The 15,890-nt window shown below is 63.4% G+C and carries 9 protein-coding genes; all 9 read right to left on the reverse strand.

Features of this window, described 5'->3' with window-relative positions; all coding sequences use genetic code 11:
* Positions 1-28: 28 nt before the first annotated feature.
* Entirely contained in the window at positions 29-3,157 is a 3,129-nt protein-coding gene (locus ABXH26_RS18400) for a YfbK domain-containing protein (protein ID WP_353568569.1), read from the reverse strand.
* A gap of 21 nt (positions 3,158-3,178) precedes the next feature.
* The gene (locus ABXH26_RS18405; protein WP_353568570.1) at positions 3,179-3,748 is read right to left on the reverse strand and encodes an RNA polymerase sigma factor; all 570 of its coding nucleotides are present in this window, start codon (positions 3,746-3,748) and stop codon (positions 3,179-3,181) included.
* A 126-nt stretch (positions 3,749-3,874) separates the two neighbouring features.
* On the reverse strand, positions 3,875-4,300 hold the full coding sequence (locus ABXH26_RS18410; RefSeq protein WP_353568594.1) for a nucleotidyl transferase AbiEii/AbiGii toxin family protein: 426 nt from the start codon (positions 4,298-4,300) through the stop codon (positions 3,875-3,877).
* Complete coding sequence (locus tag ABXH26_RS18415; RefSeq protein WP_353568598.1) at positions 4,215-4,454, reverse strand: DUF6922 domain-containing protein; 240 nt, start codon at positions 4,452-4,454, stop codon at positions 4,215-4,217. Before ABXH26_RS18415 ends, ABXH26_RS18410 begins: the two co-directional genes overlap by 86 nt.
* A gap of 165 nt (positions 4,455-4,619) precedes the next feature.
* Positions 4,620-4,724: an AURKAIP1/COX24 domain-containing protein gene (locus tag ABXH26_RS18420; RefSeq protein ID WP_169454664.1), complete on the reverse strand. Its 105-nt coding sequence runs from the start codon at positions 4,722-4,724 to the stop codon at positions 4,620-4,622.
* A gap of 39 nt (positions 4,725-4,763) precedes the next feature.
* Entirely contained in the window at positions 4,764-5,651 is an 888-nt protein-coding gene (gene hisG, locus ABXH26_RS18425; RefSeq protein WP_353568571.1) for an ATP phosphoribosyltransferase, read from the reverse strand.
* Between the two features lie 435 nt (positions 5,652-6,086).
* Positions 6,087-10,064, reverse strand: a complete 3,978-nt coding sequence (locus ABXH26_RS18430; RefSeq protein WP_353568572.1) for a sulfatase-like hydrolase/transferase — start codon at positions 10,062-10,064, stop codon at positions 6,087-6,089.
* 79 nt (positions 10,065-10,143) lie between these two features.
* On the reverse strand, positions 10,144-12,687 hold the full coding sequence (locus tag ABXH26_RS18435; RefSeq protein WP_353568573.1) for a hypothetical protein: 2,544 nt from the start codon (positions 12,685-12,687) through the stop codon (positions 10,144-10,146).
* A 192-nt stretch (positions 12,688-12,879) separates the two neighbouring features.
* Positions 12,880-15,423, reverse strand: coding sequence for an L-type lectin-domain containing protein (locus tag ABXH26_RS18440; protein ID WP_353568574.1), 2,544 nt, complete (start codon positions 15,421-15,423; stop codon positions 12,880-12,882).
* Positions 15,424-15,890 lie beyond the last annotated feature (467 nt).

Here is a 15,890-nt window from a genome sequence, read left to right on the forward strand (position 1 = left end):
AGCGGGGTAAACGCTCGGTAAAATCCGCTCACTCCGCGGCGAGCATCCGGGCTAGCTGGGCCACCCGCCCGCTCTTGTCGAAATCCTCGCTCACGCCGGCCAGCACCGCCCGCAGCGGTTCGAGATCAATCGCCTCCGCCATCGGTGCCTGGCGCAGCTTTTCCGCCAACATCGCCGACACGCCGGCCAGCCGGAGACTCGCCGGAGCCTGGTCGAAAGCCGGGGCCTGCGGGTCGTAGGGAATCGTCCAGCTCCGCTCGACCATCGAGCCATCGGCCGCGTCGCGGAAACGCACGCTCACCTCGCCGACCTCGCCGCTGCCTTCCGGCAGGACTTCCACCTGATAGAGCGCCACGCCTGCCTCCTCGGCCGCCATTTCCGCGGCATCCACCGCATCGTTGCGGAAATCCTCCTGCTTGAGCCGGTGCTCGTCGAAGCCGATCAGCTTGTAGCGACCAACCCGGGCGGGATTGAACTTCACCTGCACCTTCACGTTTTCCGCCGCCGGACGGAACGCGCCCGCCAGCTGCCGGGCGAACTCGGGCCCAGCCTCGGCGGGATCGTCGATCACGGTGTAGCGGCCGTTGCCATCGCGCGACAGGCGTTCGAGCAGGCGATCGTTCAGGCCATCGGCGCCGAAACCCGCGGCATCGAAAGCGATCCCCTGCTGGCGCAGGTTTTCCACGATCTTCTGGAGCGATTCCGGGTCGGCATCGCCGAGATTCGCCGCCCCGTCGGTAAAGAGCACCAGCCGGTTCTGCGCCTGCGGCGAAAACTGCCGGACGGAAAACTCCTCGCCGAGCTTCAGCGCTTCTTCGAGGTTGGTGCCGCCCTCGCTCGGAGTTTGCAGCACCGCTTCGTTGAGCTTGGCGGCATCGGCGCCATCGATCCGGTCCGCCAGCAAGCGCGGCTGACGCGCGAACGACGCGAGCGTCACCGTGTCGCCGGCCTTCAGCAACGAAGCCAGGCTGGCCACCGCCTGCTGCACGCCGAGCTGGCGATCCGGCCGCTCCATCGAGCCGGAGTTGTCGATCAGCACCGTGAGGTTCAGAGGGCTGGTCGGCAGGCGCCCTTCGCTGCCGGTCTTCACGCCGATCCGCAGCAGGTTGCGCTGGGGAAAAACCAGATGTGCCGCTTGTTCGATCGCACAGGCCACCGGCTCACCGGTCGCCGGCGAGGGGTCGCCGTAGTCGAAGGCATTGTAAAACTCCTCCGGGCGGATGCTTTCCGGGGCGGGCACTTCGCCCCGCTCGATCGCCGCCGCGGCGAGCTTGAAGGAGGCATCGCTGACATTCAGGGAGAAGGTGGAATAGGGTTCCTCACCCGCCGGCGTTTCCTTCATCAGATCCAGCACGCGGAAAGCGACTGCGGGATCGGGTTTGTTTCTCGACTCGTGCTCGATCTGTATCTGCTGAGCCTGCAATGCTTCGAGTGCCTCCCGGGCCTCTTCGAACTCTCGCCGAGCCTCGTCGAAACCCTTCCGGGCGATTCCCGCCTCCCCGGTTGTTTCAGCAGCTTCCTTGTGGCGGCGGGTCTGCTTACGGACCGTATCAAGTTCGGTGCGCAGGACTTCTCGTAAAGCGGTGACTCCTTCGGTGACCTGAGTTTCCAACTGATCAACGATCTCCTTCTGCTGTTTGTAGCCAGGGTGATTTTCCCCCAGACCCGTCACCTCCAAAGCATTGAGGGCTCTTCGTGCTTCCAAGTATTTCGGATAAAGGGTGCGAACCACGTTCTCGGGAACGTTGAGACCGGAAGCGTAGGTCATCAGTTGATCTCCATCAGAGCGAAGCAGTGTTTCGATTTGGCTCTGCAAGCGGATCTTCTCTGCCTCAAGGTTAGCATATCGCTCGGCAGCACCTCTGGCGTCATCCACGCCGGACTGATTCGGGACATAAGGGATTGTCTCAGTCCGCGTCAGCCTCGTCAGAGCCTGCCGTTTCTCTTCCACCAAGTCCTCCAAGGCGACGACCCGATCATGGATTTCGTCGAGCTGATTCGGTTTGTCCGCTGGAAGATCGAGCTGCCAGGCTTTATCCACCTCGGCCAAAAGTTCGGCCCGAGTCTGATCATAGGCGGCCCGGTCATAACTGGATTTCGCAGCATTGACCTGCTCCATCCCACGGCGGGCCGCGGTGTTGTAGCGATCCTTCTCGAGGACTTTCTCGTAGGCTTGGTTCGCCTCCTCAAGCTGTCCCAGATCATAATAACTCTGCGCCTGGTAAAGATCTTTGCGGATGTCATGCTCGTCCTTGGCTTGCTCTCCAAGCTCGACGCCCGCCAATCCGAGATCGTCAATCACCTCGGGACTGGACTCTAATCCACGTGAGTACTGGTAGCCACCGTAAGTCGCCACATCCGGCTGTTGGAACCCTTCCAGTAAGGGGTTTCCCAAACCTGCATCGGAAGCGACTCCGAAGCTTCCTCCTGCCATGCCTGCGGGGGTCGACTCGACATGGTCGTCCGCCCGATTCGCCCGACCCAGCACGTCCGCCATCGCGGGAGATTTGCCCACCTCCTGCTTGCGGAACAACTGCCCCAGCGCCGGAAGCTCTTCCGGAGTCGCCAAGGCGGGAGCCGGCTTCATGTCCAAGGTGATGTCCGAAGGCGAGCTGATCTCTTTCTCGTCCCACGCCGAATCATCGTTCAAGGTCGAATACCTGGACACGGACCTCGTTTCGACCATGGGCCGGCCAGCAACGCGTGGCTGTTCCAAAGCGGGCTCACTGGGTTTCGGCGACGCCGGCGCGGAGTAGCTGGCGATGACCGGCGCTTCGCGCGTCACCGACACCTTCCTCATGAAAAGCGGTGAAGCGATGAGCGCCGCCAGCACGCACGCAGCGAGGGCAAGCACGGCTTTCCGCCACGGCGCCGATGTTTTCCGCTGCGGCGGATCGACGCCCAGCAAGTCCGTCACCTTGCGACGCCGCGCTTCCGAAAGCCGCCACTCCTCACCGGCGGGCTGGCGGCTTTCCCCGATCAGTCCATGCACCTCGCGCACGCGCTTGGCGAAAAGGGCCAACTCGGGCTCGCGGTCGCAGCGTTGCTGCAGCTCTTCCGCGTCGAAGTCCGTGGCCTCGCCCAGCACCCAGGCGACGACCCTTGCTTCCAAGGCTTCGTCGCCCAAGGCTTCGAGCGGTTTATCGTGATCACTCATCGGATTGGAAAAGGTGCAAGTTCATCCCTCGGCACTCTCGATGCCCATCCGGCGCAGGCTGTCGGCGAGGCCCTTGAGCAGGTGGTGGAGTTTGTAGCCGACATTGCCGACCGTGAGGCCGGTGCGTTCGCTGATCTGGGCGTATTTCAGGTCGTCATCGTACTTCAGGGAAAGCAGGGCGCGGTCGTCATCGCCCAGCTCGGCGAGCAGGAGACGGACGGCGCCGGCGGCCTCGAGTCGGGAGAGCTGCTCCCCGGGGCCGCCGGCGGCATCCCACTCCGGCGGTTCGTCGGTCACCGTTTCGCGGCGGTGGTTCCGCAGATGGTTGAGGGCGAGGTTGCGGACGGAGCGGAAAAGCCAGGCTCGCGGGTTGGCGACTTCGTCCCAATGCGCGTGCAGCCGCAGGAAGGCCTCCTGCACCAGATCCTCCGCCACCTCGCGCCGGCCGAGCATCCCCCACGCGAAGCGGAGCAGCGGCCCTTCTTCGGACTCGAAGACTTCGCGCAGGGTCGGCTTCTCCGATTTCATGGGGGAAAAGGAGAGCAGCTTGTCAGCTCCCGGCGTGGCGATCGGCTGGCTGACGGAGTTCATGACGGCGTTTCAGGCTCATCGTTTCACTGGGATGACACCCCGCCGCGGAATCCCTTGGAAGATTTCCGACATTTTTTGTCGATGCACCATCAGCCAAGCATCCGCGATTTCCGCAGGTAAAAGGAATTAGGTCAACCGGGCGAGAGCAGCGGAGATTCGCCGCTTCACCTCCAACCACGTCGGTCCCGCTGGCGTCACGGGATCAGGTTCGGACTCGGCGTCCGCGAACCAAGCGAGGCAGCGGATCGCGACGAAGCGATCGGTGTTGGAATACTTCCCCTCGAAGAGTTCGAGGGCTTGTTCCAAACTCATCTCGTCAAGGATCCTGACCAGATCGAAGAAATCCTTCTTGGCTCCACGGTTGGTGATCGCATTGAGCTTCATCGCAACAACGTCGGCGAGAGACAACAATCGAGCCGGCCCTGACTTTTCGACAGGTCCAGGAAGCGACTCGAAATGAAGCATCTCAGTCGGTGGTAGGAGGCGGAAAATAAGCCCGCACGAAAGCGGCGGCCTTGGAGTCGAGCGATCGGATCCCGCTTGCGATCTCATGAACACGGGGCTTGCCGTAGGTTTCCAGCAGAAGCTGCCAGTCACGCCACCGACCATATTCCAGCACTCGCTTGACCAACCACGGGGCGTGCCGCTCCACATCGACTCCAGCCGGGTCGGTGTCCCAGAATAGGTGCGGTGAGAACGGCGGCATGGCGAATTCATGCCATGGCGCCAGTCCCATCTCAAGCTGACACGTGCGACCCGCCATGCTACCAGCTGATTGCCAAGTCCGTACGCCAAACGAGGGACCCGGTTTCCCGGACCCCTGCTTGGATTGGTTGGCTTGGATCAGAACAAGCGGTCGCTGACGCTCAGGTCAGGACTTGTAGCGGAGCCGCTTCTTGTGGCGGTTCTGCTTCATGCGCTTCTTGCGCTTGTGCTTGTTGATCTTGGTCTTACGGCGCTTTTTGAGCGATCCCATGATCGTGACAGGTTGGGGTTACGTGTTTGGCTTGGAAATTCAGGAGACGAGCTTGTTCAGCGGATACTCGATGATGCCTTCGGCTCCGAGGAGCTTCAGCTCCGGGATGATGTGGCGGACGACCTTTTCCTCGATCACCACCTCGACGGCGACCCAGCCCTCCTCGGACAGCTGGGAAACGGTCGGCCGGCGCAGCGAGGGCAGCCGCTCGAGCATCTTCGACAGCTTGTCGGCGGGCAGGTTCATCTTCAGGCCGACCTTGTCGCGGGCATCGAGGGCGGCTTTGAGCATCATGCAGATGCGGTCCATTTTCTCACGCTTCCACTCGTCGGCCGCGGCCGCCGGAGAGGCGTAGAAGTGGGGAAAGGAAGTGAGCAGCGTATCGACGATGCGCAGCTTGTTCGCCTTGAGCGAGGAGCCGGTCTCGGTGACGTCGACGATGGCATCGACCAACTCGGGGACCTTCACTTCGGTCGCGCCCCAGGAGAACTCGACCTCGGCCTTGATGCCTTTTTCCGCGAGGTAGCGCTCGGTGATGCCGACGCCTTCGGTGGCGATGCGTTTTCCTTCGAGATCCTCGGGCTTCTTGATCGGCGAATCTTCCGGCACCACCAGTACCCAGCGGGTCGGCCGGACGGTGGCGCGGGAGTAGGGCAGCTCGGCGAGGTCGACCAGCTCGGTGCGGGCTTCCGAAGCCCAGTCGAGCCCGGTGATGCCGCAGTCGATGAAGCCCTGGCCGATGTAGCGCCCGATTTCCTGCGCCCGGATCAGGAACAGGTCGAGGTCGTTGTCGTCGGAGGACGGCCGGTAGCCGCGGGACGAGACGTAGATGTTGAATCCGGCCTTCTCGAACAGGTCGAGGGTCGGTTGCTGCAGGCTGCCTTTCGGCAAGGCCAGCTTCAGGGATTTCTCGGCGGTCTCGGACATCGCGGGCGGCGGGGATAGCGCCGCGGAGCGCCGGACGCAAGGGAAGTTTTGGTCCGAATCGACCGGAAATCCCTGAAAACAAAGGGGGTGGCCCAGCGACATCCCCCCGGAAGTCATCGAGCCACCCCTTTATTCCCTTTGTTTTGTTGTCCCGAACCGAACTGCCGTGCTGATGCCGGAGGTTCCGGCAGCGCCTTGGCGCTCAGTTCTGGACTCAACATAAGGGAATCCGCCATGTCTCCCATTCCGCGATCACGCCTACGGGATCGCGTAGGATCCGCTCCCCTTCCTCGCCGGGAGGCCTGTGAAGCTGCCCGGCCGTCGGTCATGCCACCATTCCGCGATGGCGGAAAAGTCGGCCCGCCGGCGGCACGGCCACCCCCGACGGACCCGTCGCAACCCAATCGACGACAACTTTCCATTTGCAAACCTCCGTCATTTCACCTCCACCACGATGAACAGCTGGGCATTTCCCGCCGCCAGCTCATCGGGCAGGGAAACGAGACGGACTTCGTGGCGGTCACCCAGCGGCTGCGAGGAAACCGGCTGCGGCGTGAACTCCGGCCAGGTGCTGATTTCCCCGCTGAGATCCGCGGAGTAGTGGAAGGTGTAGGTGAGGCCGGCAGCCTCGGCATCATTCAGGTGCGCGTAGCTGAAACGGAAGACGCCGTCCGCCGACGGCGCGACCGACAACAGGCGGGTTCCGGCATCCGAGCCATCCGGGCTGCCGGCCTTCAGCCACTCGACGAAGTTGTCGTCGCCGTCGCCGTCCGGATCGGCTTCCGGGGCGGTGTCGCTTCCGGACAGCCCGGCGGCCATCGCATACTCGCTGGCCAGGGTGGCGCTGAGCGGCAGCAGGCGCACCGCGAAGTTGTCGAGCTTCACGTAGCCGCTCGCGCGGGCGCTGAGGCCGAGGTAGTTCTGATCCGTCCGGCTCCAGGTGAAACTCCGCGTGATGGCGGACGAGGCGCTGTCGAGATCGAGCGGCCGGCCATCGAACCAAGCCCGCAGGGTGGCCCCGCCGCCGGCGGCGAAGGAGGCGGTTTCGCAGGAAACGAGCAGCGTGCCGCGAAGGCTTCCGACCGGGATGGTTTCCACGACGGCACCTCCGATCCAGCACTTCACGTTGCCGTTCTGATCGAGCTCGATGAAGGCATCGGCCGTGCCGGCGACGCTGCCCGGCGTACCGCGGAAGGAGGTCGGAGGGCCCGCTTGTCCGATGTCATTCGACGATTGCGCCTCGCCCGCACTGAGGCCGAGCGCGAGGCCGGCGTAGCGATTGGCCTCATCGCCGCCGGTCGAATTGATCTCATCGATCCTGACCTGCATCGAGAATCCCCCGGCGGCCAGGATTTCAGGATCCACGAAGTTGTGCCGCAATGCGGCTTCCGTCATGCCGGAGCCATTGGCCATCAGCAGGTTGCTTCCCGACACCTCGGTCGAGCCCTCTTCCCAGGAATCGTAATACGCCGCGCCGACTCCCAGCGGGGGCACGAACGCCCCGGACATGCCGGTGGCCGAAGCATCCGGATCGCCGTCATCGGCGCGGTTGAACGTATCGACGAACAAGTCGCCCGCCAGCGGCGCGGGGTCGAGCTGGGGCACCGGCGGCGCGATCAGGCGCGCGGCGGGCACCCCGACGTGCTGGGCCCAGGCGTTCCATTCATCGATCATCTCCGCCAACAGCACCGGCTTGGTGGGCGCGAGGTTGTTCAGCTCGGTCGGATCCACGCTCAGGTCGTAGAGTTCCAGCTCGTTCTGCGGCGACGAGCCATCCGGATACGAGAAGTGCTTGGTCACGAACTTGTATTTGCCCTTGAACCAGGCGCGGTTGCTTTCGTGCTCGAACCCGATCGAGCGCTCCGGGAAGTCGGCGACGGTCTCCGGTTTGAAATGCGGCACCAGCGACTCGCCCTCCCAGGGCAGCAGGGTGCGGCCGGGCCAGGTGCCGGGCCACGGGGTTTCGGTGACTTCCGAAATGGTGGCCATGATGTCGATCAAGTGACCGCGGTCATCGATCCAGCGCCCCGGTGAGCTGATGCCGTTGGTCCAGTGGATGATGCAGGGCGTGCGGATGCCGCCTTCATGCTGGTAGTGCTTGAACAGCCGGAAGGGCGTGTTGTTGACGTTCGCCCAGCCGCCGCCGAGGCGCAGGTCGGGATGATCGGGCTGGCCCATCGAGGCGAGGTCGGCGGTAGTGGTCAGCGGCGCGGCATTGATCACGCCCCGCGTGCGCCCGTAGAGCCCGCCCTCGTAGTTGCCGCCGTTGTCGGCCAGCACGAAAATGAGGGTGTCGTCCAGCAGGCCGGTCTCGGCCAGGTGATCGACGACCTTCTTGATGTTGTCGTCGATCATTTCGAGCATGGCCGCATACACCGCCATGCGCCGGGCCAGGTCGCCCTGGCGGTCGCTGGAAAGCGTGTCCCAGGCCGGAATGTCGACGACGATGCTCGGATCGGGGCTGTCCGTGCCATCCGAGTTGATCGCCGGGCTGCGCGGCGAAAGGGTGGTGGCGGCCGGCAGCACGCCGAGCGCCTTTTGTTTCGCCAGGCGGCCGGCACGCACCGCATCCCAGCCGACTTCATAGTGGAAATAATCGCCGCCATCGCTGCCGTCGTCGGCGGTCAGTCCGTCGGGCGTGAAATCTCCGGAATCGGTGTAGCGGTCGGCCATTTCCGCCGGCGCGTTGATCGGCCAGTGCTGGGCGTTGAAGGGAAGATAGAGGAAGAAGGGGGCACCATCGTTTTTCGACACATGATGATCGATGAAACGGACTGCATAATCCCCGATGGCGGTGGTCTGGTGGAACTGCGTGCCGGAGTAATCGATGGCGGGGATCTCGTTGTTCTCCGAGTAGAAGCCGAAGTTCGACTCCTTCCAGAACGAGTCGTGATTGCTGCCATCGACGAGGTTGTGCGGGTAGTTGCCGCCGCCGCGGTGGCCGAAGACGTTCGGGAAGCCGCGACCGATCGGCGAGCGGGTGTCGCTGGTGCCGGTGTGCCATTTCCCCGCCATGTAGCTGCGGTAGCCGGTGGTCGAGAGCAGTTCGGGGATGGACACGTTGTTGTCCTCCCGCAGGTCCGGCAGCGAGGCACCTGGATTGGCCGCGACCTGCTGGGTGTAGAGGCCGGAAAGCAGTGCGCAGCGGGTGGTCGAGCAGCGGGCGGTGTTGTAGAAATTCCGGTAGCGCAGGCCGGTGGCGCCGAGCGAGTCGATCGTCGGCGTGCGGATCTCCGAGCCATAGCAGCCCCAGTCCGAGAAGCCCATGTCATCGAGCAGGATGAGCAACACGTTGGTGCGCTGGCGGCGGACGGTGAAGGTGGCCGCGGCGATTTCGGAGCCGCCGTTCAGGAAACGCAGGCCGAACTCGGTGTCGCCCGCGGTGCCGTCGACTACGACATCCACCGTACCTGAGCCGGCGCTCGCGTCGCCGGACGCGTCGTCGTTGGGAAACACCGCCGACGGCGTGGCGGTGATCTCGTAGGTCGTGCCGGCCGGCAAACGCTCGCCGGACCAGCTCAGCGTGACGGCCGCGGCAGGATCGTCGCCGGGCACCTGCTTCGGCAAGGCTTCCAAGGAAGCGGTCGGCCGCGGCGCGGGAAGCGTGGCGATGACCAGGTTGTCGAATGACACCGCGGTGCCATCGCGGGCATCGAGGGCGATCAAGTTCTCGTCCGTCCCGCTCCAGGTGAAGGTCCCCGATCCGCGCGAGACGTCGTTCAGGAAAACCTCGTAGCCCACGGTGCTGCCCGCGTTGAAGTCCTCGACCGCGAACTCGATCCGCACGGTGCCGGTTTTGACGCCGAGGTTGGTGGACCCTTGAACCAGGCCGGTGCCCGAACCCCAGGCGAGCGAGTTGTTTCCGCGCAGCGCGATCCAGAAATCCGAGACCACCGCGGCCGGGACCGCCGCCCCGATGGCCTGGCCGAAGGCGCCCGTCATGCGCGCGGCGCCGCTGAGGGCATCGCCGGCCGAGGCGGCTTCGTTTTCCGACATCCCGATCGCGAACGCTCCGCCGAATTCAAAGCTCGTGTTCGCGAATCCCACCACGTCCAGGCTCACGCTGAAGCCCCCCGCGGTGAGGATTTCAGGGTTGATGAAGTTGTGCCGGATGGCGGCGTTCGAGGTCCCGGCCCCGACCGCAAGCTGCAGCGCGTTGCCGAGGATGCGGGTGCCGCCGCCGTTGGTCGAGTCGGCATCCTGGGCACCAAAGATCGGCGCGGCGTTGTTAGGGTCCACATACGGCAGCGAATAAACGCCGCCCGCCACCAGGTTCGAACCGGTGGCGTCAGTGATGCCGCCGAGTGTGGCATCGATGTGGCGGCTGTCCGGCCGGTCGAAGGTGTCGGAAAAAAGGACGGTCTGGCCCTGCGCGAGCGAGAGCCCGATCAAGGCGGGGATCAGGAACTTCATGGAGTCGGGGTGTGGCGACCGAACCCGGGGTTTTCAGGCCCGGCCGCCCGTCTTGGGTTGATGGAAAAAGCGGCTTCGCTCAGGGCGCGGGCCAGTGGAAGGAAACCGCGCGGATGAAGCCGGTGGTCCCGGCTCCCGCGCGGGGCGCCACATTGGGAAACAGCAGCTCCCCGGATCCGTCCGCGGCGCCGGAAATGGTGGCGCTCGGATACCCGCCCACGCCGTCTCCCGGCGTGCCCCAGCCGGTGAATCCGGCAAGGTCCGGGCTTTTCTGAAGCTCGTAAAAAACACCGGGCGCGCCACCCACCGCGAGATCGAAGCCGGTCACCACGCCACCGGCCGTCACGGCATTGCCGATCGCCACCGCCGGCAGGTCGTCCGCCGGATTTCCAGGATAGGCGAGGTCGGCGGACGAGACGGTGCCGATCACCAGGTCGTCCATTTCCACATGGCTCATCGCCCGACCGCTGAAGACCACATAGTTGGCGGCGGAATGGGTGAGCTTGAAGTAGCCGGAAGTGACCAGCAACCCGTCGCAATACACCTTGTAGAAAGCGAAAGTCCCCGCCGCGAGATTCACCGGATCCTCAAACGCGATGTCGGCCCGCAAGGCCACGCCGGACGGCTCGACGCCACCGTTTCCGAAAATTCCGTCGCCATCGACCGGGAAGTCCGCGACCAGGATCCCGTTGGCGAACACCTGCACCATGTCGGTGGCTGCGACCGAGACGTGGAAGTCCGACATCCCCCGGCTTACGTTGACGGCGACGCTTCCACGAGGACCGATGTTGGCGGTCCCCGCCTCGTCGCCCATCAACGCCACCTCGTCGGCGCTCATCCCCATGCCGAATCCGAAATAGCGGTCGGGCATGTCGTCCGGCGGGTCCTGCACGATCGAATAGGTCACGGCGGAAATGCTCAGCGTGCCATCGGCCGCGATCTGAGAGTCGATGAAGTTGTGGTCCAACGCCCAGCACGACATGCCGGGTCCGGACGCGACCTGCAGCGAGTCGAAGGTGGAGATCTGGATCGAATCCGGCTTGGGAAGGCCCTCGGCGCTCTGGTCGTTGGCCTCATAGACTTCGAGGTAATCCAGCGGAGCGAGGGAACCGCTCATGCCGGTCGTGGAGGAATCGATGTCGAAGGGATCCGGCGAGTCGGCGTAGCGGCTGTAGTCATCGGCGAACAGCACGGTCGAAACCGCCGGTGCCGAGGCGGCGGCGGCCACCGTGAACTCGCGCGTGTCGAAGACGGTTCCGTCGACATCCTTGAACACGACGGTGAAGGTCACCGAGCCCTGCGCGGGATCGACGTTCATGTCGAAATACAATGGCGGCTCGAGGGCTCCGGTGGTCGGGATGAGGTATTCCACCGCCGCCGCGTTGTCGTCGGTGATTTCATAACTGCCGTCGGCGGGAAAAAGGGAGCCATCGTAGAGGATCGTGACCAGTCCGGCGGGACCGTTGGCGTCCAGCCGCACCGCGCTTTGGGTGACGTCGATCTGCGGCGCCGTGGCGATCACCGTCGCGGTGGTGGTGGCCACCAGGCTCAGCGAGGTATCAAGGAGCTCGATGGTGAACGTTTCGTCGCCCTCACGGCCGTCGATCTGCGTTTCGAAAAACCCGGAACCCGTGGCCGCGGAACCCGAGTCGATCAACGCGAGATCGCCATTGAGGATCCGGTAGGTGGCGCCGCTCGGCAGGTCGCCATCGACCGACCAGTCCAGCAGCACCGTTTCGCTCGCGCCGAAGCTCGAGACCGTGAGCGGCGCGGCCGACATCAAGATCTCCGTGCTGAGCGTTTTGATCTCGAGGTTATCGAAGGTCACGCCCGTGCCATCGCGCGAGTCGATGCCGATGTAGTTTTCGTCCGTCCCGCTCCACACGAAGCTGCCGATGCCCCGGGAGACGCCGTTGAAGAAAACCTCGTAGTTCACGGTGCTCCCGAGGTTGAAGTCGGGAACTTCGAATTTCACCCGGATCGTTCCGGTGCGGGTGCCGAGGCCGGTCACGCCCTGCACCAGTCCGGTGTTCGATCCCCAGGCCAGGGTGTTGTTGCCGCGGACGGCGATCCAGAAATCCGCCAGCGCCGCAGTCGGCACGGCGGCCCCGATCCCTTGGCCGAAGGCGCCCGTCATGCGGGAGGTGCCGGTGATGGCATCCCCTGCGGTCGCGATTTCCGTCTGCGACATGCCGATCGCGAAGGCCCCGCCATATTCGAAAAGAGTGTTGGGATAGGCGGTGACGTCCAGGCTCACGCTGAAGCCGCCCGCGGCCAGGATTTCCGGATTGATGAAGTTGTGGTTGATGGCGGCGTTCGACGTGCCGGGCCCGGTCGCCAGCTGGAGGGCGTTGCCGATGATCCGCGCGCCGCCGCCATTGGCCGCATCGGCATCCGGCTCCCCGAAGGTCGGCGCGGCGTTGTTGGGATCGAGGTGGGGCAGGGAATAGACGCCACCCGCGGCGAGGTTCGAACCGGTGTTGTCGGTGATGCCGTCGAGGGTCGCGTCGATATTGCGGCTGTCCGCGCGGTCGAAGCTGTCCGAGAACAGAACCTGGGCCGAGCCGCTGCCGGCGATACAGGTCCACCAGGCCGCGACAAGGAGAAGTCGGGGTGTTTTCATGGGTTTGGAAGAAGTGGGTTTTCGCCCCACGGCCATGATCACGCCCCGGAGCATCAGGTAATCTTCCGGGCGGCCGGGATGTTACCTCCATTTTCGCCAGTCCCTCCAAAGTCCCCGGCCGCGGGCACGAAAAAGCCCGGCGGGAGAATTCCCGCCGGGCTTGGAATGATGATGACTCGAGGGAGACCGGCCTCAAGGTGCCGGCACCTCTTCCACCCGGAAGAACCCGGCCGGACCGCCGGGCAGATCGATGGTCACCGAAGTCGAGCTACCGGTGGCCTCGATGTCCTCCATCACCGGCGACCAATCGCCCAGAGTGGTCGAGGAAGTCACGTCGTAGAACATCCCGGTGGTCGAATCCCAGGTCAGCGTCAGCGTCGCCGGAGTGGCGGCCATGTCGAAGGTGTAGCCGGTCAGCGCCAAGCCATTGGCCGGCGGCACGATGCCCTCGGTGGTGAAATACCAATTCAAGATATCTCCATTCTGCGACAGCCCCCCGGTGCGGCCGGTGAAGCCCACATAGGCCTTGCCTTCGGAATCGAGCACCGCCGACCCCGTGGCGCCGAGATCGACGGGAACCCGGTCGAGAATCGTCGCTCCCTCCATCGTCACCGTGAGCGCACCTGGGTAGTAATCGATCTGAAGGTCGTAGCCGGTTCCTCCGCCAACCGGATCGTGAAGGAAATAGGCATCGCTGTAAAATTCACCGGGTGTTCCCGCATAATAATACATGTTGATGTCGTCGGTGAATTCTGAGAGATCCACCTGTTGGATCAGCTCTCCATTGACAATGACCTTCACGGTGGAGAAGCCGAGATCCCCGTCATTCTTGTAGGTATCAATCACCACCGCCATTGACGGTCCCGAAGTGGTGGGATCAGGAGTTTGACCGTTCGGAACGTAAAACTCTCCTTGTGTGGTGTTTTGAACGAGGAAGACCAGATCGTCCGCTCCGTTGAGCCCGCTGGCGGTGATTTCCGCCGTGAAGCTGGTCGAAAAACCTCCCGAGAGATCAACCGGTTCATAGTAGAAGGCTGAGTTATTCTGACCATTGGCCAATCCGGTGATGCGAAGCCGTGCAGCATCCGGATCATTGGGGAAGTTCCCGAAGGCATTGAGGATCTCCGCGGTGCCATTAACGATGATGCCCCCTCCGTTGTCGAAATTCGGATAATCCAGAGTCCCGTCGTAGGGCAAAGGCAGGAAGGCCTTGACCGCTGCAGTCGCCTTGCGGTTTCCCGTGGCGGCGCTCGCGGTCAGAGTGTAGGTGGTTTCCTCATTCACCGTCACCTCTGCGAAGTCGTCATGATTCGCCACCTCACCCGGCTCCGGCAGAATGGTCACCGTGTCGGCATTTTCAACCGTCCAGTCCAGCTCGGCGACTCCCCCTGGGGTGACCGTGGCCACCGAACTGAAGTCGATGGTGAACCAGGTGATCCAAGGCGTCATTGTGCCATCCGCCGGTAGCGGGAACTCTTGAGTGAATGTGTTCCGCGCGGTCGGAGTCGGATAGGACAGCCCAAGCATCGAATCAATGTAGTCCCAAGTCAGTCCGCCGTCAGAACTACCCTCGAGAACCCACTGAATTGGATCTCGACCATCGAAATCATTGGCTGTTGCGAACGAGTAGGCACCAATGGTCGTCCCTTCAGGAAACACGAAGGTGATGGGAGCCGAGTTGCCGCTGTACCATTTGGTCGTGATGTCTCCGTCAATGAGTTTCAGCGCCCCTTCACCGGCATCGGGAGCGTTGGTTCCATTGTCATCGAGAACGTCAGTCGGCGTAACCGGGTTCGCCAAGTCACCATAGGAATCGAAAAATTGGAATTCGCTCAACTGAATGTCACCCGAAGACCGTCTTTTCACCGGCGTGAACCTCACCTGGTTCACGGTGCGGGTCACGGGCGTCACCGTGCGGACCGTCATGGGGGGGGCTTGGATCGAAGCTCCGTCCCGTGAAAGGGTCAGCGTGACCTTCGAGTCGCTATCATCCGGGAAGGGAACCGAGGTGACGTCCTCATCGACGGCCGGGACCGTTGCCCCCCCCTCCACCATAAAGGAGAGGTCGGTGGCAAACATGGCGTCCACGAAGAAGTCGACGCTTCCGTTCGGCACCACCGCCAGGGGCGAAATGAAGTCCGGATTGTCGAACCACAGGGTGTCCAGAACCGGTGGGAACGCCGTTGGGAACTCTCGCGGCGTCGCCGTTGCCTCGACGTTCCGGCCCGTGTCCGGTACGAAGCCATAGACCACATCGATCGGCTCCCAGGTGAAGCCGTCGTCCGACTTCTCGATCGTCCAGCTGACGGGGTCGCGGCCGGTCGCGTCATTTCCCGTCACATAGTTGTAGCTCCCTACCGTGACCTCGCGCGTTTCTCCCGAGGTGCCTTCCGGATCGAGGAACTTGATGATCAATTCAGCGTCGCTGAACGTGGGATCCAACCACTTGTTGGTGGTGACCCCATCAAAGGCGTTGGCCGGCACTTCAGCCGCGGGAGAATCTCCGGTGGCGGAAACGACCTCCGAGTTTTCCGTGGGAATCGGGTTCCCCGAGGCGTCGTAAAGCAGCAGTTCGGAAATCTGCATCAGGTTCCCCGTGCCTCGAATACCCAGCGGAGTGAACCGAAGGTAACTCATCGTTTGGGGAACGGCGTGCGCCGTCCCGATCACAACAGTCGGAACAGCGACTGCTGCGGTGATTCGACGGATCACTTCGTAGAATTGTTTTCTGATCATGTATTGCAATCGGGTTGATACGTTCCCCACCCAGGAGGTCCGGCGGTGGGATGGAGGGCGGGTATCACTCCATGTGCCAATGCCGGGAGCTCTCCATCGCCAATCCATTTACCTCACTCCCGAAACGGGCCGATCTCCATCAATGGCCTTCATTTGAAGGAGGCAATTTCGCGCAAACGAAGCCTTTCTTTGTCGGAAAATACGCAGACTCAGACAAGGTAGCACTTTTTCCTGAGGAACCCACGAACCCGCCGCGGCCCCTCTCCTCGACGATCTCCCGCGGGTGCGCAACGGCCCTGCGGTCCTCCGGATGGAGCCCCAGCCGGCCCCAATCGGCCGCAACCCGCTGAAAACCGGGCTTTTCCGCTTGTCATCGGCCTGCCACCTCCTAGGTTCGCCGCCCGTTTCTCTTTCCTGAAGCTGACGCGCAGCCGGAGCCCCGTAGCGCGCCAGTCGAAAAACCGGGG

This window comes from Haloferula sargassicola, from assembly GCF_040362925.1.
Lineage (GTDB): Bacteria > Verrucomicrobiota > Verrucomicrobiia > Verrucomicrobiales > Akkermansiaceae > Haloferula > Haloferula sargassicola.

Excerpts from the sequence above, each read along its gene's own strand:
- ABXH26_RS18400 (WP_353568569.1), bottom strand. The coding sequence starts at position 3,157 with ATGAGTGATCACGATAAACCGCTCGAAGCCTTGGGCGACGAAGCCTTG.
- ABXH26_RS18405 (WP_353568570.1), bottom strand. The coding sequence starts at position 3,748 with ATGAACTCCGTCAGCCAGCCGATCGCCACGCCGGGAGCTGACAAGCTG.
- ABXH26_RS18410 (WP_353568594.1), bottom strand. The coding sequence starts at position 4,300 with ATGAGATCGCAAGCGGGATCCGATCGCTCGACTCCAAGGCCGCCGCTT.
- ABXH26_RS18415 (WP_353568598.1), bottom strand. The coding sequence starts at position 4,454 with ATGCCGCCGTTCTCACCGCACCTATTCTGGGACACCGACCCGGCTGGA.
- ABXH26_RS18420 (WP_169454664.1), bottom strand. The coding sequence starts at position 4,724 with ATGGGATCGCTCAAAAAGCGCCGTAAGACCAAGATCAACAAGCACAAG.
- hisG (WP_353568571.1), bottom strand. The coding sequence starts at position 5,651 with ATGTCCGAGACCGCCGAGAAATCCCTGAAGCTGGCCTTGCCGAAAGGC.
- ABXH26_RS18430 (WP_353568572.1), bottom strand. The coding sequence starts at position 10,064 with ATGAAGTTCCTGATCCCCGCCTTGATCGGGCTCTCGCTCGCGCAGGGC.
- ABXH26_RS18435 (WP_353568573.1), bottom strand. The coding sequence starts at position 12,687 with ATGAAAACACCCCGACTTCTCCTTGTCGCGGCCTGGTGGACCTGTATC.
- ABXH26_RS18440 (WP_353568574.1), bottom strand. The coding sequence starts at position 15,423 with ATGATCAGAAAACAATTCTACGAAGTGATCCGTCGAATCACCGCAGCA.